This is a genomic window from Gilliamella sp. ESL0405 (genome assembly GCF_019469205.1).
GTDB lineage: Bacteria > Pseudomonadota > Gammaproteobacteria > Enterobacterales > Orbaceae > Gilliamella.
Genome location: NZ_CP048265.1, coordinates 1,833,303 through 1,855,962, shown reverse-complemented (window position 1 = coordinate 1,855,962; position 22,660 = coordinate 1,833,303). Strand labels below are relative to the sequence as shown.

Annotated in this window: 16 protein-coding genes; 12 read left to right on the top strand and 4 right to left on the bottom strand. The window is 38.3% G+C overall.

From position 1 onward, the window contains the following. The first annotated feature begins 83 nt into the window (after positions 1–83). Positions 84–1,778 carry a D-lactate dehydrogenase gene (dld, locus tag GYM74_RS08075; RefSeq protein WP_220217719.1) on the top strand — a complete coding sequence of 565 codons (1,695 nt, stop codon included), beginning with the start codon at positions 84–86 and terminating at the stop codon, positions 1,776–1,778. A 98-nt stretch (positions 1,779–1,876) separates the two neighbouring features. On the opposite strand, the gene mutS is transcribed toward dld, so the two are convergent. Continuing rightward, positions 1,877–4,435 (bottom strand): DNA mismatch repair protein MutS, encoded by a 2,559-nt coding sequence (mutS, locus tag GYM74_RS08070; protein WP_220217718.1) that lies wholly within the window; start codon positions 4,433–4,435, stop codon positions 1,877–1,879. 244 nt (positions 4,436–4,679) lie between these two features. Here mutS and GYM74_RS08065 point away from each other — a divergent pair, with 244 nt between their 5' ends. From GYM74_RS08065 to gapA, 5 genes are all read left to right on the top strand, one after another. Beyond that, a complete protein-coding gene (locus tag GYM74_RS08065; protein WP_220217717.1) occupies positions 4,680–4,955 on the top strand; it encodes a hypothetical protein in 276 nt (91 codons plus the stop codon). Between the two features lie 532 nt (positions 4,956–5,487). Further along, positions 5,488–6,699, top strand: coding sequence for a DUF3644 domain-containing protein (locus GYM74_RS08060; RefSeq protein ID WP_220217716.1), 1,212 nt, complete (start codon positions 5,488–5,490; stop codon positions 6,697–6,699). A gap of 126 nt (positions 6,700–6,825) precedes the next feature. Then, the gene (locus tag GYM74_RS12420; RefSeq protein ID WP_220219642.1) at positions 6,826–7,041 is read left to right on the top strand and encodes a DUF4365 domain-containing protein; all 216 of its coding nucleotides are present in this window, start codon (positions 6,826–6,828) and stop codon (positions 7,039–7,041) included. Positions 7,042–7,462: 421 nt separating this feature from the next. Further along, on the top strand, positions 7,463–8,848 hold the full coding sequence (locus GYM74_RS08050; protein WP_220217715.1) for a hypothetical protein: 1,386 nt from the start codon (positions 7,463–7,465) through the stop codon (positions 8,846–8,848). Positions 8,849–9,467: 619 nt separating this feature from the next. Continuing rightward, a complete protein-coding gene (gene gapA / locus GYM74_RS08045; protein ID WP_220217714.1) occupies positions 9,468–10,463 on the top strand; it encodes a glyceraldehyde-3-phosphate dehydrogenase in 996 nt (331 codons plus the stop codon). A gap of 138 nt (positions 10,464–10,601) precedes the next feature. On the opposite strand, the gene GYM74_RS08040 is transcribed toward gapA, so the two are convergent. From GYM74_RS08040 to yjgA, 3 genes are all read right to left on the bottom strand, one after another. Then, complete coding sequence (locus tag GYM74_RS08040) at positions 10,602–10,811, bottom strand: cold shock domain-containing protein (protein WP_025315032.1); 210 nt, start codon at positions 10,809–10,811, stop codon at positions 10,602–10,604. 395 nt (positions 10,812–11,206) lie between these two features. Then, complete coding sequence (gene ppa / locus GYM74_RS08035; RefSeq protein ID WP_220217713.1) at positions 11,207–11,737, bottom strand: inorganic diphosphatase; 531 nt, start codon at positions 11,735–11,737, stop codon at positions 11,207–11,209. Positions 11,738–11,809: 72 nt separating this feature from the next. Beyond that, positions 11,810–12,346 carry a ribosome biogenesis factor YjgA gene (gene yjgA / locus GYM74_RS08030; RefSeq protein WP_220217712.1) on the bottom strand — a complete coding sequence of 179 codons (537 nt, stop codon included), beginning with the start codon at positions 12,344–12,346 and terminating at the stop codon, positions 11,810–11,812. A 77-nt stretch (positions 12,347–12,423) separates the two neighbouring features. On the opposite strand from yjgA, the gene pmbA reads away from it, so the two are divergent. From pmbA to recG, 6 genes are all read left to right on the top strand, one after another. Continuing rightward, a complete protein-coding gene (pmbA, locus tag GYM74_RS08025) occupies positions 12,424–13,776 on the top strand; it encodes a metalloprotease PmbA (protein ID WP_220217711.1) in 1,353 nt (450 codons plus the stop codon). An 8-nt stretch (positions 13,777–13,784) separates the two neighbouring features. Next, complete coding sequence (locus GYM74_RS08020) at positions 13,785–15,524, top strand: SulP family inorganic anion transporter (RefSeq protein ID WP_220217710.1); 1,740 nt, start codon at positions 13,785–13,787, stop codon at positions 15,522–15,524. A gap of 43 nt (positions 15,525–15,567) precedes the next feature. Continuing rightward, positions 15,568–16,791 carry a CinA family nicotinamide mononucleotide deamidase-related protein gene (locus tag GYM74_RS08015; protein ID WP_220217709.1) on the top strand — a complete coding sequence of 408 codons (1,224 nt, stop codon included), beginning with the start codon at positions 15,568–15,570 and terminating at the stop codon, positions 16,789–16,791. Between the two features lie 141 nt (positions 16,792–16,932). Then, positions 16,933–17,223 carry a DNA-directed RNA polymerase subunit omega gene (gene rpoZ / locus GYM74_RS08010; RefSeq protein ID WP_220217708.1) on the top strand — a complete coding sequence of 97 codons (291 nt, stop codon included), beginning with the start codon at positions 16,933–16,935 and terminating at the stop codon, positions 17,221–17,223. A gap of 19 nt (positions 17,224–17,242) precedes the next feature. Further along, positions 17,243–19,351, top strand: coding sequence for a bifunctional GTP diphosphokinase/guanosine-3',5'-bis pyrophosphate 3'-pyrophosphohydrolase (spoT, locus tag GYM74_RS08005; RefSeq protein ID WP_220217707.1), 2,109 nt, complete (start codon positions 17,243–17,245; stop codon positions 19,349–19,351). Positions 19,352–19,356: 5 nt separating this feature from the next. Next, positions 19,357–21,450, top strand: coding sequence for an ATP-dependent DNA helicase RecG (gene recG / locus GYM74_RS08000; RefSeq protein ID WP_370634063.1), 2,094 nt, complete (start codon positions 19,357–19,359; stop codon positions 21,448–21,450). The last annotated feature ends 1,210 nt before the right edge of the window (positions 21,451–22,660 follow it).

Below are 22,660 nucleotides of genomic sequence, written 5' to 3'. Positions count from 1 at the left end.
AAATAGCTTTGCTTTCATTATTAATGGTTATAATATAGACAACTATATTTGATGTGATATTGCAACTTAAAAGGATAAAAAAAATGAGTCAAAATACATCAGCCCTTATCGATCAGTTAAAACGTATTGTTGGTGAAAAACATACCTTAACCGAACCCGCTCGCACCTTACCCTATCGCAAAGGTATTCGTTTTGGTGAAGGCGATGCCATTGCCGTGGTGTTGCCCGGAACGCTAGTTGAACAATGGCAAGTTTTAAAAGCTTGTGTTCAAGCCGATGTTATTGTTATCACTCAATCAGCTAATACCGGTTTAACCGGTGGATCAACCCCGGATGGAAACGATTATGATAGACCGATAGTGATTGTCAGTACACGTCGTTTGGACGGTATTCAAGTAATTGAAAACGGTGAACAAGTGGTGTGCTTGCCCGGTAGTACTTTGTTCCGGTTAGAAAAAGAATTAAAAAAATATCATCGTGGTCCGCATTCTGTTATTGGCTCATCCTGTATTGGTGCTTCGGTAATGGGCGGCGTGTGTAATAACTCCGGTGGCGCTTTAATTCAGCACGGTCCGGCCTATACGCAAATGGCTGTCTTTGCTCAATTGGATGAAAACGGCCAATTGCATTTGGTCAACCATTTAGGCATTAAATTGGGCGATGATCCGGAAACGATTTTACAAAATCTGCAAAATCATAACTACAGCGCTGATGATATTGAACATAATGCCGGCGCAGGGCATGATCACAATTATCGAGAACATGTGCGCCAAATTGATGCCGATACTCCAGCTCGTTTTAATGCTGATCCGGCTCGTCATTACGAAGCCTCTGGTAGTGCCGGCCGATTAATGGTTTTCGCTGTGCGATTAGATACCTTCCCACTAGAAGACGATACCGCCGTCTTTTATATTGGCACCAATGACACCAATGAACTTGATGATATTCGACGCCATATATTAGGCAATTTTGAAAATTTACCGGTTTCAGGCGAGTATATTCATCGTGATGCCTTTGATATTGCCGCTGTCTACGGTAAACATATTTTTCTGGCGATACAAAAATTGGGTACCGATACTATTCCTCGTTTATACGCTTTTAAAAATTGGGTAGATCGTATTACCAGTAAAATTCCTTTCTTTCCGAATAATTTTACCGATCGCTTTGCTGTGACGGTTTGTAAAATTCTGCCTAATCATTTACCGAAATCGATTCGTGCTTATCGTGATAAATATGAACATCATTTGATATTAAAAATGTCAGATAACGGCATTGCTGAAGCCGCCGCTTTTTTACAACAATATTTCCAAAACAGAAACGGTAGTTATTTCACCTGTAATAAAAAAGAGGCCGAAGCTGCCATGCTTCACCGTTTTGCCACAGCCGGTGCAGCAACCATTTATCGAAATGTGCATACTAAAACGGTCGAAGATTTAGTTGCCTTAGATATCGCTTTGCGCCGTAATGATAAACAGTGGTTCGAAACCCTGCCGGAGAGTATCAGCCAACACTTTATCCATAAATTGTATTATGGTCATTTCTTCTGTTCGGTATTTCATCAAGACTATCTAGCGAAAAAAGGCACAGATTGCAATCAGGTTGAACAAGAGATGTTAGCCATACTCGATCAGCGAGGGGCGCAGTATCCGGCTGAACATAACGTTGGTCATCTTTACCATGCAAATGATGATCTGAAAAAATTCTATCATCAGCTCGATCCTACCAATAGCTTTAATCCGGGTATAGGTAAAACCTCTAAAAAGAAAAACTGGCAATAAAATTAACCGCCTAATTAAACTTAATTAGGCGGTAATTATTTGCAATCTGCTAGTTTTAATCATTCTACCTTGATAAAGGTTTAATCAAGGTAAAGTGTTTAAAGTAACTTTTTAAGTTGATATAAAATCTCTAAGGCTTGTTTAGGGGACAACGCATCCGGGTCGATTTTTGCCAGCGCTAGTTCAACTTCTGATGATTCCGGTTCGGTGACAAAAGAGAGTTGAGATTGATCAACATGACTATGCGCCGTCTGTTTGGAAATCATTTCTAACTCTTTCAACTTCTGCTTGGCTCGTTTTAATATCACTTTAGGCACGCCGGCTAATCCGGCAACCGCAAGACCAAAACTTTTACTGGCAGCGCCTTCGGACACTTCGTGAATAAAAGCGACGGTATTGTCGTGTTCAATGGCATCAAAATGGATATTGTACACGCCTTGCATATGTTCCGGCAGTTGGGTTAACTCAAAGTAGTGGGTGGCAAATAGCGTCATGGCTTTGATTTCGTTAGCCAGATTTTCAGCACATGCCCAAGCTAATGACAGACCATCATAGGTCGATGTGCCTCGTCCAATCTCATCCATTAACACTAAACTCTGCTGAGTTGCGTTGTGCATAATATTGGCGGTTTCGGTCATTTCAACCATAAACGTTGAACGTCCGGAGGCTAAATCATCTGACGCTCCAATACGGGTAAAAATTCGATCCACTGGCCCGATAACTGCTTTTGATGCCGGCACAAAACTACCAATATAAGTGAGCAGCACAATTAATGCCGCTTGTCGCATATAGGTACTTTTACCGCCCATATTCGGACCAGTAATAATTAACAGTCTTCTATCGGGTGACAGCGTTAGTGAGTTAGCAATAAAAGGATTTTGTATCACCTGCTCAATAACTACATGGCGACCCTGATTGATCTCAATTCCGGTTTTATCCGAAATCGTTGGACGATGATAATTGAGTGTTAACGCTCTTTCCGCTAAATTGGTTAGCACATCGAGTTCGGCCAACGCATCGGCGCTCATTTGCATATTGGCAAGATCGGGCATTAACTGATCAAAAAGCTGTTCATAAAGCTGTTTTTCCAGCGCTAAGGCACGCCCTTTTGAGGTTAATACTTTATCTTCATACTCTTTGAGTTCAGGAATAATATAGCGCTCAACATTTTTCAGTGTTTGCCGGCGAGTATAATGGATCGGCGCTAAGTGGCTTTGTCCTCGACTAATTTGGATATAGTAACCATGCACCGCATTAAATCCTACTTTTAGGGTATCAATGCCTAGCGTTTCACGTTCTCGAATCTCTAATTGTTCAAGATAGTTAGTTGCCCCGTCAGCAAGCGCTCGTAACTCGTCGAGCTCTGCACTGTAACCACTGGCAATCACACCACCGTCACGAATAATAACCGGCGGTGCATCGACAACTGCTCGATTTAACAAATCGGCAATTTGATCAAACTGATTAATTTTGGCGCGCAAAGCAACAACATAAGGTGAGCTATGATGAGACAGCAATGTTTGTAATTCTGGCAAAAGATTGTAAGCATCTCGCAAGCGGGCAAAGTCACGAGGGCGAGCAGTGCGCAAAGCCAGTCTAGCTAAAATACGTTCAAGATCGCCAATTTGCTTCAATACCGGTTGAATCTGATCAAAATCATCTTGCAATTGACTAATTGCAGTTTGGCGATTTTCTAAAATCGTGACATTACGAATAGGCGAATGAAGCCAACGCTTAAGCATCCGGCTACCCATTGGCGTTTGGGTTTTATCCAGAATGTCGGCAACAGTATGTTGGGTACCACCGGAAAGATTTTCGGTGATTTCAAGATTACGACGCGTTGCAGCATCAAGCACCACAAAATCAAGGGCAGACTCTTTAATAATAGAACGAATATGCGGCAGGGCAGTGCGTTGGGTATCTTTAACATATTGAAGTAAACAACCCGCCGCACAAAGGGCATAACAACAATCATTAACGCCAAAACCGATCAAATCATTTGTACCAAACTGCAAATTGAGTTGCTGTTTAGCGGTCTCAAGATCAAAGTCCCAAATCGGACGACGCCTTAACCCCGTTCGATTTTCAATTAAAGACATGGTGGCGAAATCTTCCGGATAAAGTAACTCAACCGGACTTGTGCGCTGTAACTCCGCTTGCATCGCTTCAAGATTATCGCATTCAAAAATAAAAAATCGTCCCGAACTAATATCCAGCGTGGCATAACCGTAATGCGCTTGTTTTTGCCAAATGGCAGCCAGCAGATTATCTTTACGATCTTCAAGAAGCAATTCATCACTAACGGTGCCTGGCGTAACAATACGCACAATTTTGCGTTCAACCGGACCTTTCGACGTCGCCGGATCACCAATTTGCTCACAAATGGCAACCGATTCGCCGAGTGAAATAAGTTTAGCAAGATAACTTTCAACCGCATGATAAGGAACACCCGCCATAGGAATAGGCTGACCATTGGACGAACCACGTTTAGTCAACGAGATATCTAACAACTGCGAAGCACGCTTAGCATCATCATAAAACATCTCATAAAAATCACCCATTCGATAAAACAGCAAAATATCAGGATTTTCCGCTTTCAGTCTAAGGTATTGCCGCATCATTGGCGTGTGGTCGGTTAAATTTTCTTGATCGATCATGGTGATATTTCAACTTTTATTTTCAATGAATTAAATAAAGATAATTATCTGATTAACAATAGTGTAATTACGCTTACTTCTAGTAATAACAATAACCAAAAGCCACTTAAGCGCTATCATTCAATAAATTATATAGTAATCAGATTATTATAACAGATTATTGTTATTCAATAGAGGCTAATTTGTGGTAGCTGGGATTTAAAGGGTTTTGAAGTAGCAAGCTATAGTAGAAATTGAATGTGGAGTGAATGGTAAAATTTTATTCGTTTGCGTATTAATGCACAATTTAAAGAGAGTGTTTGAACTGTGTTATAAAAGTTCAAATACATTCAATTATTATTTTGTTTTAGAGGGTGCTACAAAAGATGACCTTAATTATAGTGAAGAAAGCCATGGTTTTACTTGTGTCAGTTTAGGTAGTTATAAATCAACAGTGCAAGTGGCTGTTTATGCAAAAACTTATTTTGAAGGGAATAATGTAGAACCCATTAATTTTACCCAGATGAACATAAACTTATAAAGCTTGAAGCTCGAATTAAACTTAAAGGAAGTAGTGAACTTAAGTTATCTAATTTATTTATGAATGAAAGAATATCAAACCAATTTGAACGATTATGTATTTATTAAGTATTAGAATCCAGCTACTTAAGTATAAATTTTTCATCATTTTTAAGGTAAATGGAAAATTTTTCAACGCTAGGAAAAATCGAAAAAGGGTATGCTGAACACAATACTTGTAAAGGCTTAAAATAGAATTTGTTTATTTACTGGTAAAGCGCTTTGGAAACAAGAAAAAAATAAAATATAAGGCATTTTAAGGGGGCAATAATGGAACATGGAAAATTGGATGCGATCTGCAAGAAAATTATTATTAATAGAAAATAATTGATATGGTATTCTGATAATATCGGAACAGGATATTATCAGAATGAAATCACTTTTTGTAATTGCTTGTTTTTTAGTAATTAATAGATTGTTAATCATATGTTAATTTATAGTTTCTTCTAATTATTAATTGATTTAGAGGTACTTAAAATTAAGAGGTTAGATAAATGGTTAAAAAGGATAAAAGAATCTTATTGTTAAATTTTTTCAGAGAACAAGAAGTAAAAAGTAGAATTTTTACATTTCAAGAAGCAGTCAATGCTACTGGTTATAAGTACAATAGTGTATCTAAATATGTTAGTGAGAAATTAAAAGGTAAGTATATTCATAGATCTGCTGAAGGTGGTTGGTTTTCAGTAGGATTATCTGGAATATCTAATGATGATTTCCTTCAACTTATGTCACAAAGTACCTCCGCAAGTCAGTTAAGCCAGAATAAAAAGATGTTTCAAAAATTGATAAAAAGAAGTTTAGATGCTTTTATTTTGGCTCTTGAAATATATAATCGGCCAAGTTTAAATAATAGAGTTGAAGCTTTTGTTATCATGATGATTAATTCTTGGGAACTTTTTTTAAAAGCTGAAATTTTAGATACTTATGGTGAAAAGAAGATATATTATGAAGATGGAAAAAGTATTACGATTACTGATACTCTTTCTTTATGTTTCCAAGATACTGATCCAGTAAAGCTTAATATTAAAGAATTAATTAAGTTAAGAGATAAAGCTATTCATTTATTGTTACCTGAACTACAATCGCATCTTTCCAGGTTATTTCAAGCTACAGTACTAAACTATCAAGATAGATATCATAATCGAATAGGTATTTCTCCTCTAGCTGGACAAAGTGTTGGTATGCTAAGTTTAGTTATAGATGGGCCTGAACCTGAGATTGGAATAATCAAAGAGTCTTACGGTGATACAACTGCATCTCAAGTTTATAACTTTATTAAAGAGTTTAAAGACTCATTAAAGATTATAGATTCTGAACGATATTCTATACCAATTGATTATAAATTAGTTTTAACTAAGAAACCTTTTGATGCCGATCTTACGTTAAGTGTTGGTAATAGTGGACAGCAGGCGATTATCATCAGAGAAGCAAAAAATCTTCATACTACTCATCCTTATACAACAAAATTGGCAATAAAAAAAATTAATGAATCTCTTGGAACACCTTTGATTAATACTTATTCGTTTCAAGCTATCTGTTACAAACATAAAATAAAACAGAATAATAATTCTCAATTACATAACTATACTGATAAACATCGTTATTCAGATGAATTTATTATATGGGTTGTAAAGAATATCAAAGAGCACAATGAATGGTTGGAATATTCTTTAAATGCCTATAAATCTAAAAAAAATAGTATATAAGAGAACTTGAATGAAAATTTTAATTAAAATAATAATATTTAAATATTCAAGTGTTGGAGATTAATTGAGATGAAAGCTCCTAAAAGTGAACTGGTTAGTAGAGCAGGTGTCCATTATGTATGATATATTTTTTCTTCAGGAGGAATAATTTTTAGAGAAACATCTTCTACAGATGTTGGTGTTGATGGACAACTAGAGTTAGTTACTCTAGAAAGAACTGCTACTGGTATGTTAGTTGGAATACAGATTAAAAGTGGCGATTCCTTTGTAAATAAAAAAATCAAGTTTTTCTTCTATTGGTATTGTGTATTCGCCCTCATTACGTATTACATCTTGGTTTGATTTAACTAAAATAGTTGATATATGAATTAAGAAAATTACAATATAAATTATATCGTATTAGTGTAACTGAATGTATAACAAATCTTATTATTTTTTAAAAAATCATTAATAATCAATGAAAAAACAAACAAACCCATCAATAACTTCCCCCAAACCTTCCTAACCAATTTTTTTAACCCATTTCACCAACGCCTAAAAATAATACTAACAATACAACATATTGTTTCATCTATCAAAAAATCTGATCTTCCTTCACCCAAAATAATACGAAACCACATATCCCCCTAATCCATAATTCCACTTTAAAAATTTAGCATTAAATGAAAAAAACAACGGGGTGTGATTTCATACAATCGCTCAATCAAACGATTTCTAGTCTAAATGTTTGATTGATAATTAATTAAATTTGAAAGGAATTAATATGCGGATAGTTTTAGCGATTTTGTTAGTATTTTGTTTAAACGCTTGTCATGTTCGTACGGCTGATAAAGCTTACCAACAAGGGCAATATGTAGAAAGTATTAGTTTATTAACATCGAACATTAATGAAAAAGGTGAAGCAAAATTTAATGATGAAAGTGCCGAAAAGTTACGCGTTTTGGTCAGTAATGTAATGGCACATTACGAAACAATCATTAATAGTAGTGTGAGTACCGATTATCAAGCACGTATTGATAGTTATGAATCTTTAAGAAAAATTAATTTATTGTTAGTTAATCGATTTTATAGTCAAACCGTCGCTTTCTTTAACGATAAATATGCAGCGAGTAAATTAGATCAACTTATCGCTAAAGAGTATTACGATTATGGTAATTCGATAAAAGGTACCGATAGTGACAGTTACAAAATAAAAGCTAACCTATATTTAAAAGGGTCAGAACGGTATAAATACAAAGATATTTTTACTTTATATAAAAATGCTAAAAAGCAACAATTAGATATTGAAGCAAAACATCACTATGATTTAGGTAAAACGTTTTCGCAACAAGGAAATTATAATGAAGCATCCTTAGAATATCTTAAAGCTTGGGAGGTTTATAAGCCATTAGGCGAATATAAAGATAGTTATAAACTCTATGAGGATAATAAAAGAAAACATGTTACTGCGCTAGCAAAAGAGTACTATGAAAGAGCGTCGCTACTGGAAAAAACAGCCTATAAACGAGAGACTTATCGTGAAGCGGCTAAAAATTATGAGGCTGCCAATTTAGCGTATCAACATTTTGGCCAATATCGTGATGCCAGTGCTAGAGCGAGTCGTTGTAAATTACAGGGACGTGTTAATGTGTATGTTAAAGATTCCGACTATCTTTATTGGGTAAAACAAGTTTTTAAAGAGGATTATATATACTTTGTTGATCGTAGTTCTCAAGCTAATGTCATCATAGATATTAATGCCACATCTGACTATATTCATATGAAACCGTATGAAACCAATGAAGCTAAAACAGAAAGGTACGTAGAGCGAATGACCGAAAAAACCGATGATAAAGGTAATAAGGTTAAAGTGCCGGTTTATAAAGAGCAACATTTCAATTTAAAGACCATAACCTATGCTAAAAAATATTCTATAACCACTCGAGTTGATATAAGTGGTGATATAAATTATTCCAGTCGATTTAGTAGTGAGGCAATTTCTACAAAAACCGATTATATCTATTCGGGAAATGTGCCAAGCAAATATCGTAACTCCTCTGAGGGTGAATCGAAATCTAAATCAACATTAAAATACGAAGCAGAGAGTGAACAAGGTGCGGATATTAGACAGTTTTTAAGTCGATTTGTTGACAGACTTTCTTCGATATAATCACTTCACAACAATTATTTTAAATACAATCCCATAAATTGAAGCTTATGGGATTGTTGATTGTTGTCGTCTTAGGGTAAGCAAAAGATCATTAAAAGCTCTTTCAAACGCTCTTAACTTATCAAATCTAATGGTGTTATGGTGATAATAATTGCCATTATCTTAACTTTCGCTTTTATCTGATTGATTATGCATGGCGAATTATCGGATATATAGCTTAAAGCAGGACGGTTTAATCTTTTTATATCGTTGAATTGAGTGTCAGCGATTAATAACAATTTGAATTGGCAAAATTTATTTAAACCTAAAAAGGCAAGTTTATGTAGATGAATATTACAAATTAGCCTGACTATCTCATAATCGGGTAGGGGATGTTAAGTTGTCTGATTATGATGAATTAAAATCGCGCAATTTCGTTAAAAATTATCATAGTTATTGTCCAATCCAATCGCAATCTTATCTAAAATATCAGTAACCTATATCGTATGATTATTAAGATAATTTTCTGTTTAATTTATTCTTACCAATTATTCTGAATCAGCTTGAATAAACCTTAAAAATTTGGTAGTTTAACTGCTAATTATTTTATCATTTAACACAAATAAAGAAGGTAATTGTTATGACAATCAAAGTAGGTATTAATGGTTTTGGCCGTATTGGTCGTATTGTATTCCGTGCTGCACAACAACGTTCTGACATCGAAATCGTTGCTATCAATGATTTATTAGACGTTGAGTACATGGCTTATATGCTTAAATATGATTCAACTCACGGTCGTTTTGACGGTACAGTTGAAGTTAAAGATGGCAAATTAGTCGTTAACGGTAAAACAATCCGTGTTACTGCTGAAAGAGATCCTGCAAATTTAAAATGGAACGAAGTTGGTGTTGATGTTGTTGCTGAAGCTACAGGTTTATTCCTTGATGACGCAACTGCACGTAAACACATTCAAGCTGGTGCTAAAAAAGTTGTTTTAACTGGTCCTTCAAAAGATAGTACCCCAATGTTTGTAATGGGTGTTAATGATAAAGATTACGCTGGTCAAGATATCGTATCTAACGCTTCATGTACAACTAACTGTTTAGCGCCTTTAGCTAAAGTTATCAACGATAACTTCGGTATTGTTGAAGGTTTAATGACAACTGTTCACGCAACAACAGCTACTCAAAAAACTGTTGACGGTCCTTCTCACAAAGATTGGCGTGGTGGTCGTGGTGCTGCTCAAAACATCATCCCTTCATCAACTGGTGCGGCTAAAGCTGTAGGTAAAGTTATCCCTGAATTAAACGGTAAATTAACGGGTATGGCTTTCCGTGTACCAACTCCAGACGTTTCTGTTGTTGACTTAACAGCTCGTTTAGCAAAACCTGCTAAATACGAAGATATCTGTAAAGTGATTAAAGCCGCTTCTGAAGGCCCAATGAAAGGCGTTCTTGGTTACACTGAAGATGCCGTTGTATCAACTGACTTCTTAGGTGAAGTTTGTACTTCTGTATTTGATGCAACTGCTGGTATCCAAATCAGCGATACTTTCGTTAAACTTGTTGCATGGTATGACAACGAAGTTGGCTACTCAAACAAAGTATTAGATTTAATCGCTGTTGTTGCTAAATAATTAACAGTAATTTAGATTATTAAAAAAAGTGACCTTTATGGTCGCTTTTTTTATTTCTGATAAATAAGTAATTTATCGGCATAAAAAAACGTCCATTTGAGTAAAATGGACGTTTTTTGCTTAGTATATTAATACTAATTAGATAACAACAACTTCAGCCGCTGCTGGTCCTCGAGGGCTATCTTGGATCGCAAATTCGACTTGTTGTCCTTCGGCTAAGGTTTTAAATCCATCGCCAGAGATAGCTGAGAAGTGAACAAATACGTCTTTGCTACCATCGGCTGGGGTAATAAAACCGAAACCTTTACTTTCGTTAAACCATTTTACTTGGCCTGTTTTCTTATTCATTTACTAGACATCCTAACAATAATTAATAATTTGCCTTTTCGGCTCGTGTAGGCTGTAACACAAGATTAATAGTCAAATTCTTACCTAAAATAATGTACAAAATGTAAATTACAGTAGTTAATCGTTTTCATAATAATGCTTTGTGTTGTTCGCCCATTACTATTACCGCATAATTTATAATCGAAAGCAAGAAATTAATGACAAATTTTTCATGTTAGGGTGAAGTTTTTTATAAAATTTTTGTATAAACCATGGTATTTTGATTTAAGGCAAATTGTTGTATCGTTGAGATTTTTAAGTTATTTCGAAAGTCAAAATAAGTTCAAAAATAAAAAAGCCATAAAAAATTTTTTATGGCTTTATCAAAACGTTTACTTTTTTGTCAAAAATAAGGGTTATTTATTTTTGGCTCTTTCGTAAGACTCAATAATCTCTTTACGAGCTGCATCGGCATTATCCCAACCGTCGACTTTAACCCATTTACCTTTTTCAAGCGCTTTGTATTGCTCAAAGAAGTGTTTGATTTGCGATTTTAATAATTCCGGTAAATCATCAACATCTTTGATGTGATCATATTCTTTTGAAAGTTTGGTGTGTGGAACAGCAACTAATTTAGCGTCACTACCTGCTTCGTCAGTCATTTTTAATACGCCTACAGGTCGACAACGAATCACTGAACCTGGTTGTAATGGGTAAGGAGTCGGAACTAATACGTCAACAGGATCGCCGTCTAGTGATAATGTGTGATTGATATAACCGTAGTTACATGGGTAAAACATAGCTGTTGCCATAAAACGGTCAACAAAAACAGCACCGGTGTCTTTATCAACTTCGTATTTGATCGGGTCAGCGTTGGCCGGAATTTCGATCACAACATAAATATCATCTGGTAATTCTTTACCTGCTGGTACATTTAAAAGTCCCATTATTGTATCCTCTATCTTTGATTTGTTAATAAATATTGATTAATGATTAGTAATAAGCACACAGTATAAAATTTATTCTGCGTCGCTCAATTCTTTTAGGTATTGAAAAATCTGTCTCGCTGTTTTAGGTGGTTTGTTCGCTTCTAACTCTTTTTTTGCTAAACGGGCAAATGTGCGTAACTGTTGTCTATCAGCTGAGGGGAATAGACCTATAATCGTTTCGGCATCGCCGGTTTGAATCAGATCATCACGCAACTTTTCAAGTTTATGCAGCATGGCAACTTGTTGATTGTGACGATTCTTCAGTTTATCGAGTGCCTGTGTAATGGGTTCGATATCACGGCTTCGCAAAAGTTTACCAATGTATTGAACTTGTCTTCGGTATCCCTCTTTTTTGATTTTTTGGGCTAACTCAATAGCGTAAAGGAGATCTTCATCGAGTGGAATTTTGGCAATTTCATTTTTGCTCAGATTGATCAGTTCAATACCCAGTTTTTTAAGTGCCTCAGCGTCTCTTTTTATTTCGCTTTTACTGACGTAAATAATTTCCTCATCAGTACTGTCTGGATCAAAATTTGGCGCTAGATTTGTCTCTTGATTGTTGTTCATATGATTTCTTTTGTTAACTAAAATTCAATTCTGGCTTATTATAACGTATCACTAGCAGAATTGTAGAAAATAATGAAATGAGTATTGATCAAATAAAAAAACAAGCTATCAAGCAAAAAGAGCATTTATCTAATGTGGTAGCTGATGCAATTAAACAAGCTAAATCCAGAGTTGATTCGGTTGAAGTGTCAATTAATCAAGCTACCGGCATTAATGTGAGTACTCGGTCAGGCGAAGCTGAAAATGTCGAATTTAATAGCGACGGCGCTTTAGGCATTACCGTTTATCAAAACCAACGAAAAGGCAGCGCCTCAACCAACGATCTTACGGCGCAAGCGATATCACAAACCATTGATATGGCGATTAATATTATGCAATACACCTCACCCGATCCTTGTTCGGGTTTGGGTGATGTTGAGTCATTGGCGTTTAATGCACCGGATTTAGATCTTTTTTACCCAAGTGATTTAAATGTTGATAAAGCGATAGAACAAGCAACCTTAGCGGAACAAATGGCGCTGAATCACTCTAATTTAGTCAGTAGTGACGGCGGTTATTTTAGCAGCCGATATGGGGTGTATGTTTATGGTAATAGTTTGGGGATGCTTGAGGGCTATTGCACTAGCTCTCACTCATTATCTTGTTCGGTCATTGCGGAGCAAAATGGGCAAATGGAGCGAAATTACGCTTATACCTCATCACGTGACCTCGATCTACTCGAGTCGGCGAAATGGGTGGGTGAGCAAGCGGCAGAGCGCACCGTATCGCATTTAGGCGCCAAACAGATTGCGACCATGCAAGTGCCGGTGCTTTTTGCTGCTGAAGTCGCTGTTGGGCTTATCCGGCATCTGTGCGGGGCGATAAGTGGTGGTGCTATCTATCGTAAATCCTCTTTTTTGCTAGATAGCGTTGGCAAGCAGATTTTTCCTTCATGGCTCACTATTTTTGAAGATCCCCATGTGTTAAAAGGTGTTGGTTCATCACCGTTTGATAGTGAAGGGACGAAAACAGTTGCGCGTAATATTATTCAAGACGGTGTATTACAAACTTACCTATTAGGTAACTATTCAGCTCGTAAGCTGGGCTTAGCCACTACCGGGCACGCCGGGGGTATTCATAACTGGTTTGTCTCGCCGAGCCAAACTGATGCCGATTTTCAGGCGATGTTAAAGAAATTAGATAGAGGCTTGCTCATAACTTCGTTAATGGGGCAAGGGGTAAATAATGTGACAGGCGATTACTCACGAGGTGCCAGCGGTTTTTGGGTCGAAAACGGCCAAATCCAATATCCGGTCAACGAAATTACCGTTGCCGGCAACCTGCGTGATATGTATCAACATATCGTTGCAATCGGCAATGATATTGAAACCCGAAGTAGCATTAAATGTGGTTCTATTTTGATAGATAATATGAGCATAGCCGGAAAGTAGGGATCATCATGGAAAAAGCGACCAACAAATCAATATGGCAAAAAATATTAATATGGATGCCCGGACTTGCTACGATGTTACACTATAAACGTCATTATTTTGGAAATGATGTTAAAGCCGGTTTATCAGTGGCAGCTGTCTCGTTACCGGTTTCTATCGCTTATGCTGAGCTGACGGGAGTCGGGGCGATTGCCGGATTATACTCAACCATTTTACCGCTAATTGTATATGCGCTTTTTGGATCGTCCCGACAATTAATTGTTGGTCCCGATACTGCAACGTGTGCTGTGGTCGCTGCCGTTGTGTTTCCTTTAGCCGCCAATGACCCAATATTGCGTTGGCAACTTGTGGTAATACTGACCATTATGATTGGGATTTGGTGCATTATCGCCGGTAAACTTCATCTTGGCGCATTGGCGGATTTACTTAGTCAACCTATTTTAATTGGTCTGTTAAATGGTATCTCTATTACCATAATGGTGGATCAGTTGGCTAAGGCGTTAGGTTTTCGCTACGATTATTCCTATTTGATTGAGCGAGTTGTCTATTTTCCATTTAAGATATCGCAAATTCACCTGTTAACAACGTTCGTCTCGTTTTTAACTTTAGTGATTTTAGTTGGCTTAAAACGGATAAGACCCCGTTATCCGGCGCCACTTTTTGCCGTTGTAATTATGACTTTCCTTTCATGGTTATTTAACTTTGACAGTTACAATGTTCGCATAATCGGTGATGTGACCAGTGATTTTATCCCAATGGAATCTTGGATTGATTTTGATAAAGGATTGATGCGGGATCTGGTGGTGCCGTCGCTCAATATCGCTATTATCTGTTTTGTGAGTATGATGATAACCGTGCGTAGTTTTGCCTCGAAAAATAATTATGAAACCAATGCCGATGTCGAATTTAAAGCATTAGGAATGGCCAATATTGCTGCCGGTTTATCGCAAGGTTTTGTGGTCAGTGGCACATCTTCCCGAACAGCCGTTAACGATGCCAATGGCGGTAAAACGCAACTGGTTTCAATTATCGCCGCTATTATTATTGGTCTTGTGGTATTACTGTTTTTATCACCCTTAAAATATATCCCAACTTGCGTTTTAGGCGTGATTTTGATCTACTCTTCGATTTCGCTAATTAACTTTCAAACCATAAAGCGCTTTTTTAAATTTGATCGTGATGCGTTTTACCTGAGTTTAACAACATTTATTTCGGTGTTAGTTATTGGCATTATTCCTGGCATGGCGTTAGCGGTATTGTTAGGGCTGTTTTTATTTTTGCGCCGAGTATTTAGACCAAAAGATCAGCTATTAGGTATGGATGAAAGCGGCCGAATTCACTCAATCGGGCAAGATGTACAGCCGTTAAAAAACACCCTTATTTATCGTTTTAATTCGCCGTTGACCTATTTTAATATCGCTTATTTTAAACGCAGAATTATTAGTTATATTGACGAGTCTGAAGAGCCGATTAATTATGTTATAGTCGATGCTATCCCTTGTTTTACCTATAAAGATGTTAGCGTATTATCCGGCATTGATGAGCTAGTGAAATCATTGAAAGTGCGAAACGTGACATTAATCTTATCCGGTCGACGAAAGACGTTGAAAAACTGGTTCAAACAGATGAATATTAAACCGGATAGTCATTATCTGGATTTTGCTTATGATCTCTATTTCGCCGTTCGATTAGTCCAAAGTAAAGAGCATATGGAAAACAAGACCGAAGATGAAATCGATGATGATTAAGTAAATTACTTTGCCGATTGTCAATGCATGATTAAGGAATGTTATGAAACAGCGAACAAATAGTATTAGGATTGAAATGCTTAGTACCGGTGATGAGGTTTTATACGGCCAAATCCTCGATAGCAATGCCGCTTGGCTTTCTGATTTTTTATTTCACGAAGGTATTTTGATAACCGCTCGTCATACTGTTGGCGATAACTTGCATCAATTGAGCCAGACACTACAAGAACGCACTTTGTGTAATGATATCTTGATTGTTAATGGCGGGCTGGGACCAACCAGCGATGATTTAACAGCGCAAGCCGCTGCAAACGCTAATAATGAGATGTTGCAACTTAATCAACAGTGGTTAATGCACATTGAAAATTACTATTTAAGCCGTGGCAAAACCATGCCAGCTAGCAACGTAAAGCAGGCGATGTTGCCGCAAAGTGCGAGCGTCATTGATAATCCGATAGGCACCGCTTGTGGGTTTAAGATGCAAATTAATGGCTGTCAGGTATTTTTTACCCCCGGCGTACCGAGAGAATTTCAGGAGATGATGCGCCTTTCAATCTTGCCACAGATAAAATCGACATTTCCAATCTTAGAAAAGCCACTGTGCTATCGGTTAACTACTATGGGACGAACAGAGAGTGACCTTGCCAGCGAAATCGAACAAAAGCTCGATATTCCGTCCAATATTGTGGTTGGTTATCGTGCCGCTATGCCGATTATTGAAATCAAGCTAACCGGCTTTGAGCATCTGCAAAACCAAATGGATCAAATATGGGCACAAATCAAACAGATTGTTGCCGACAATTTACTTTATGAAGGCGTATTGGCTGAGCATGGCGAGGTCGGTCTTGCTGAAGTGGTTGCAAAATTGTTGCATGAAACTAATCAAACTTTGATTGTGATTGAGCAGCAATCGGCCGGCATGATTGGCTATCAATTGTTTCAATCTGATGCACCAGTTGTGAAATCGGAAGTTGTCCCCATATTAACTGTAGATCCCGAAAGTTATTTGTTACAAGCTTTAAAACAACAACAGGCCGATATCGCATTAGGCATTGTTAATTTTAGAGAAAAAAACAGTCAATTTATGTTAATGATTGCAACCGCAAAACAGGTATGCACATTTAATTTAAAGTATACTGGTCGAGTATACAATCGATCAGTTGAGCAACGGATATTTTCTGCAATCGCTTTAGATAGCTTGCGTCGATTTCTATTAAAGATGCCCGAAATTGTTGGAAAAAATGCTTGGTTAGACATAATCAACTAGCTAATTCTGCTTTGTCTGATTTTATTACTCACTGATTTTGGTTATTCGAAACAAGATTAGTATGGACAATTCCATACAAAATTAAGTAGAATACTGGATCTTTCAATTGAAGCAATTAAGTAAAAAATATTAGAGGTAAAAATGGCACGTGTAACTGTCCAAGATGCAGTAGAAAAAATTGGTAATCGCTTTGATCTCGTTTTAGTTGCGGCACGCCGTGCTCGTCAATTGCAAGTCGAAAATAAATCACCCCTTATCCCCGAAGAAAACGATAAAGAAACCGTGGTTGCTTTACGTGAAATCGAAGATGGACTTGTTAATAAACAGATTTTAGATACTGCTGATTTCCAAGCGCGTCAGGATGAAGAGGCTGAAGTACGTTCAACACTTCACGAGTCAGTTCTTTTAGAAAATACTCCCTCGTACGAATAAGCTTTGCTGAGAATTGCCTATGCAATATTTTGATAGCTTAAAAGAGGTTGTGGCATCTTATCTTCCGGCTAAACAAGTTGAACTTATTCAAAATGCCTACCTCTTTGCTCAAAAAGCACATGAAGGGCAATTCCGATGCAGTGGCGAACCTTATATAACGCACCCGGTTGCGGTCGCAACCATTTTAGCGGATATGCGGCTTGATTATGAAACCATTATCGCCGCATTATTACACGATACAATCGAAGACACGCCTGTCACCTTTCAAGATATTACTAAAGAGTTTGGAAAACATGTTGCCATATTGGTTGAAGGTGTTTCAAAACTTGATAAATTAAAATTTCGTAACCGACAAGAAGCCCAAGCCGAAAATTTTCGTAAAATGGTACTCGCCATGACCGAAGATGTTCGTGTCATTCTAATCAAGCTTGCCGACCGAACCCATAACATGCGCACTTTAGGTGCATTAAGACCGGATAAACGCCGTCGTATTGCCAAAGAGACGTTGGAAATTTATGCGCCGTTAGCGCATCGCCTAGGGATTCATCATATCAAAACTGAGCTTGAGATCTTAGGCTTTACCGCCATGCACCCTAATCGAGCCAAAGTGCTGGAAAAGGTTGTTAAAGCGGCACGAGGCACCCGAAAAGAGTTAATCCAACAGATCTTATCTGAAATCACAGGTCGATTAGCTGAAGCCAACATTGAAGCACAAGTTGAAGGGCTGGAAAAAAATATCTATGCCATTTACCAAAAAATGCAACTTCGTGAACAACACTTTCACTCTATTATGGATATCTACATATTTCGGATTGTGGTGAAAGATGTCGATGCTTGCTATCGTGCGCTGGGCTTAGTACACAATTTATATAAGCCTCGACTCAATCGCTTTAAAGATTATATCGCTATACCTAAAGCTAATGGCTACCAATCTTTGCACTCTTCACTGATTGGTCCGCATGGTACACCGGTCGAAGTGCAAATTCGTACCGAAGATATGGACCAAATGGCTGAAATGGGTGTAGCTGCGCATTGGGTTTATAATGAAAACGATGAGTTAACCCACACCACCGCCCAAATTAAAGCGCAACGCTGGATGCAAAGTCTGTTAGAGTTGCAACAAAGTGTCGGTAATTCATTTGAATTTATCGAAAATGTCAAATCCGATCTGTTCCCAAAAGAGATCTATGTCTTTACGCCTAAAGGACGAATCGTTCAATTACCGGAAGGAGCGACGCCGGTAGATCTTGCCTATGCCGTTCACTCCGATATCGGTTATCAATGTATCGGCGCAGTTGTTGATCGCAAACCTTATCCACTTTCTCAACCATTAAGCAACGGGCAAACAGTTGAGATTATTACCTCGCCGGAAGGGCGACCAAATGCCAATTGGCTTAACTTTGTAGTGAGCGCTAAAGCACGTTCACGTATTCGCCAAGCCTTAAAAACCTTAAAACGTGAAGATGCGATCGAATTAGGTCGACGTTTGCTCAATCTTTCGTTAATCAAATCGGGTGGTATTGAATCGCTTTCAGGGAAGCAAAAATCTCGTATTGTTGAATTAGCGCAATTACAAACTTTTGATGATGTGTTGGCGGAAATTGGCTTAGGTAATATTATGAGTCATTTCATTGCCAAAGGTTTAGAGCATAAAGAGCTTTTGCACAATGACTCAGATTCAAATAAAACCTTAGTTATCACCGGCAGTGAAGGGGTGTTAGTGACATTTTCAAAATGTTGTCATCCTATTCCGAACGATCCGATAATCGGTCATGTTAGTCCCGAAAAAGGCTTAACGGTGCACCACGAATCTTGTCGTAATATCACTGGCTATCAAAATAACCCGGAAAAGTACATTAGTTTAAAATGGGCGCCAAATATCGAACAATTTTTTGTTGCTGAAATTTGGGTAGATATCTTAAATAATCAAGGTTCATTAGGTCATATACTGTCCATTATTAATGATGAAAAAGCGCATCTGCAATGGCTTAATACTGAAGAGAAAGATCGGCAAATTTACACAATCATTTTGCAAATTGAAGTCAAAAACGCTCAACAACTTAATGAACTGATGCGAAAACTCTCACTACAACAAGACGTGGTGAGTGTTACACGTAATATCAACTAGTGATGATGAACGATCGTTTTTTTAGCCGAGTCCCGTTAATTCAATTAAGCGGGATAGGCAATAACTTAGAAAAAAGATTTCATGCATTAGGGATTGATACCGTTCAAGATCTGTTACTGCATTTTCCGATGCGCTATGAAGATCGCTCCTCCACTTGCGCCATTAATCAAGCGGCTATTGGTGAGCATACCACTATTGAAGGTCGCATCATCAAAACTGAAGTTGTCTTTCGACGCAAACAGATGTTGCTGTGCTATATTCAAGATGAAACGGGCATGGCGGTTTTAAGATTTATGCACTTTAATGCCGGCATAAAAGCTTCTTTAGCGGTGGGAAGCTGGGTAAGTGCTTACGGTGAGATTAAAAGTGGTAAAACCTATCGGGAAATTATTCATCCGCAATATAAAGTGCACTCAAATCGTGATAGTCAGTCTTTACAAGCTGGCGCAACTCAAGAAAGGTACACGCCGATCTACCCAACAACCCACGGCTTAACCCAAAATGTTATTCGCAAACTGATTCAAGCCGCACTATTGCTATTAAAGCGTAATCCACCTCAAGAGGTATTACCGCAACCGTTAGCAAGCCAATTTTTACCGGCACTTGAGTCGTTAAATATCATTCATAATCCGCCTATTGATACCGATATCAACCAACTTACCAACGGCGAACATCCCGCTATCAAGCGATTTATATTTGAAGAGCTGCTCAGCTACCATTTAAGCATGTTGCTGTTAAAGACCGATAATCAAAAACAGCAAGCTTATCCGATGCATATTACTCGGCAGTTAATCAACCCATTTTTAGCCTCACTACCGTTTAGCCCAACTCAAGCCCAACAACGAGTAGTGCATGATATTTATCAAGATATGGCCAAACCGGTACCCATGATGCGGTTAATTCAAGGTGATGTGGGATCGGGTAAAACCTTAGTTGCTGCCTTAGCGGCGTTAAATGCGATTGAAAATGGCCAACAAGTGGTGTTAATGGCACCAACAGAAATCCTTGCCGAACAACATTATCATAATTTCAAACAATGGTTTATGCCACTGGGCATCAACGTTGATTGGTTATCCGGACGATTAACCGCCAAAAATAAAAAGCAACGTTATGAAGGTATCAAAAGTGGTGAGATCACTTTATTAATCGGCACCCACGCCGTATTTATCGACAAAGTCGAGTTTGCTAAATTGGGATTAGTCATCATTGATGAACAGCATCGATTTGGTGTTAATCAGCGTTTAACGCTTTGGCAAAAAGGGATCAAACAAGCCATCCACCCGCATCAACTAATCATGACCGCAACCCCGATACCACGCACACTGGCAATGACCATATATGCTGACTTAGATGTATCAATCATTGACGAATTACCACCCGGTAGAACGCCGGTAACAACAGTGGTGATACCAAATTCTCGCCGTGATGAAATTATCGAAAAAGTGAGCCAAGCATGCCTTGAAAATCGTCAAGTTTATTGGGTGTGCACATTAGTTGAAGAGTCCGAAACGCTCGATGCTCAAGCAGCGGAACAACTCCTTGAAGAGTTACAACAAAAATTACCGCATCTATCCATAGCACTAGTGCATGGCAAAATGAAATCGGATGAAAAACAATCCGTAATGCAAAAATTCAAAGAAGGACTAATTCAACTGCTGGTAGCAACAACCGTCATTGAAGTTGGCGTTGATGTCCCTAATGCAAGCTTGATGATTATTGAAAACGCCGAACGCTTAGGCTTAGCACAATTACACCAGTTACGAGGCCGGGTAGGGCGGGGAAGCGCCGTATCACATTGCATACTAATGTACCAAGCACCACTGAGTAAAGTGGCACGAGAACGCATGGAAGTCATGCGACAAAGTAACGATGGTTTTGTCATCGCTCAAAAAGATCTGGAAATTCGAGGCAGTGGCGAAATATTAGGAACAAGACAAATGGGCGTGGCCAATTTTAAAGTCGTCGATTTAATGCGTGATCAGCATCTAATAAGCCAAATACAAAACTATGCCCAAAACATCCAACAACACCACCCACAACAAGCCAAAGCACTCATCGACTGCTGGCTCCCCGAACGGCAAAAATACATCAATGCCTAAAAACCGCCAAAGCTTGTCAAAAAGTTTCAGAAACTGTATACGTTTCAGTATAAAAACAAAAATTTAAGATATTTCTAAAATATCCCAAAACCCATACCGTTACTTTTCCCAAAAGCAAACAAGTGCACCAGACCGCACCTTCACAAAGCGCCGACAACTGAGTGAGGTTAGCACGCCAAACAGGGATGTTTGGCGAGGCGCTGCTTTGTCGGGAACAAATCAGCGCCGGTGCGTTAAGACCGAACGAAGGCGGAGGGCAGTCGAAGACCGCTTTGGGCGGTGCTGCGAGGGGGTATAGGGGGATTTCGCAAAAAATCCCCCTATTCGGACGCAGGCACTGAACTGAAAATATCAACCAATTAACAGCGTCCGAAACCTACAAACCAAAAACCCGCAACTTTCAAAGAAAGTAAAAAACTTGTCAAAAACTTTCAGAAAATATAGGCGTTTAAGCAAAAAACCAAAACATTAACAAGAAGTTTCAGAAAATACCTACGTTTAAGTATAAAAACAAAAATTTAAGATATTTTTAAAATATCCCAAAACCCATACCTCTACTTTTCCCAAAAGCAAACAAGTGCACCAGACCGCACCTTCACAAAGCGCCGACAACTGAGCGAGGTTAGCACGCCAAACAAGGATGTTTGGCGAGGCGCTGCTTTGTCAGGAACAAATCAGCGCCGGTGCGTCAAGACCGAACGAAGGCGGAGGGCAGTCGAAGACCGCTTTGGGTGGTGCTGCGAGGGGGTATAGGGGGATTTCGCAAAAAATCCCCCTATTCGGACGCAGGCACTGAACTGAAAATATCAACCAATTAACAGCGTCCGAAACCTACAAACCAAAAACCCGCAACTTTCAAAGAAAGTAAAAAACTTGTCAAAAACTTTCAGAAAATATAGGCGTTTAAGCAAAAAACCAAAACATTGACAAGAAGTTTCAGAAAATACCTACGTTTAAGTATAAAAACAAAAATTTAAGATATTTTTAAAATATCCCAAAACCCATACCTCTACTTTTCCCAAAAGCAAACAAGTGCACCAGACCGCACCTTCACAAAGCGCCGACAACTGAGCGAGGTTAGCACGCCAAACAGGGATGTTTGGCGAGGCGCTGCTTTGTTCGGAACAAATCAGCGCTGGTGCGTCAAGACCGAACGAAGGCGGAGGGTAGTCGAAGACCGCTTTGGGTGGAGCTGCGAGGGGGTATAGGG

Excerpts from the sequence above, each read along its gene's own strand:
- dld (WP_220217719.1), top strand. The coding sequence starts at position 84 with ATGAGTCAAAATACATCAGCCCTTATCGATCAGTTAAAACGTATTGTT.
- mutS (WP_220217718.1), bottom strand. The coding sequence starts at position 4,435 with ATGATCGATCAAGAAAATTTAACCGACCACACGCCAATGATGCGGCAA.
- GYM74_RS08060 (WP_220217716.1), top strand. The coding sequence starts at position 5,488 with ATGGTTAAAAAGGATAAAAGAATCTTATTGTTAAATTTTTTCAGAGAA.
- GYM74_RS08050 (WP_220217715.1), top strand. The coding sequence starts at position 7,463 with ATGCGGATAGTTTTAGCGATTTTGTTAGTATTTTGTTTAAACGCTTGT.
- gapA (WP_220217714.1), top strand. The coding sequence starts at position 9,468 with ATGACAATCAAAGTAGGTATTAATGGTTTTGGCCGTATTGGTCGTATT.
- GYM74_RS08040 (WP_025315032.1), bottom strand. The coding sequence starts at position 10,811 with ATGAATAAGAAAACAGGCCAAGTAAAATGGTTTAACGAAAGTAAAGGT.
- ppa (WP_220217713.1), bottom strand. The coding sequence starts at position 11,737 with ATGGGACTTTTAAATGTACCAGCAGGTAAAGAATTACCAGATGATATT.
- yjgA (WP_220217712.1), bottom strand. The coding sequence starts at position 12,346 with ATGAACAACAATCAAGAGACAAATCTAGCGCCAAATTTTGATCCAGAC.
- pmbA (WP_220217711.1), top strand. The coding sequence starts at position 12,424 with ATGAGTATTGATCAAATAAAAAAACAAGCTATCAAGCAAAAAGAGCAT.
- GYM74_RS08020 (WP_220217710.1), top strand. The coding sequence starts at position 13,785 with ATGGAAAAAGCGACCAACAAATCAATATGGCAAAAAATATTAATATGG.
- GYM74_RS08015 (WP_220217709.1), top strand. The coding sequence starts at position 15,568 with ATGAAACAGCGAACAAATAGTATTAGGATTGAAATGCTTAGTACCGGT.
- rpoZ (WP_220217708.1), top strand. The coding sequence starts at position 16,933 with ATGGCACGTGTAACTGTCCAAGATGCAGTAGAAAAAATTGGTAATCGC.
- spoT (WP_220217707.1), top strand. The coding sequence starts at position 17,243 with ATGCAATATTTTGATAGCTTAAAAGAGGTTGTGGCATCTTATCTTCCG.
- recG (WP_370634063.1), top strand. The coding sequence starts at position 19,357 with ATGAACGATCGTTTTTTTAGCCGAGTCCCGTTAATTCAATTAAGCGGG.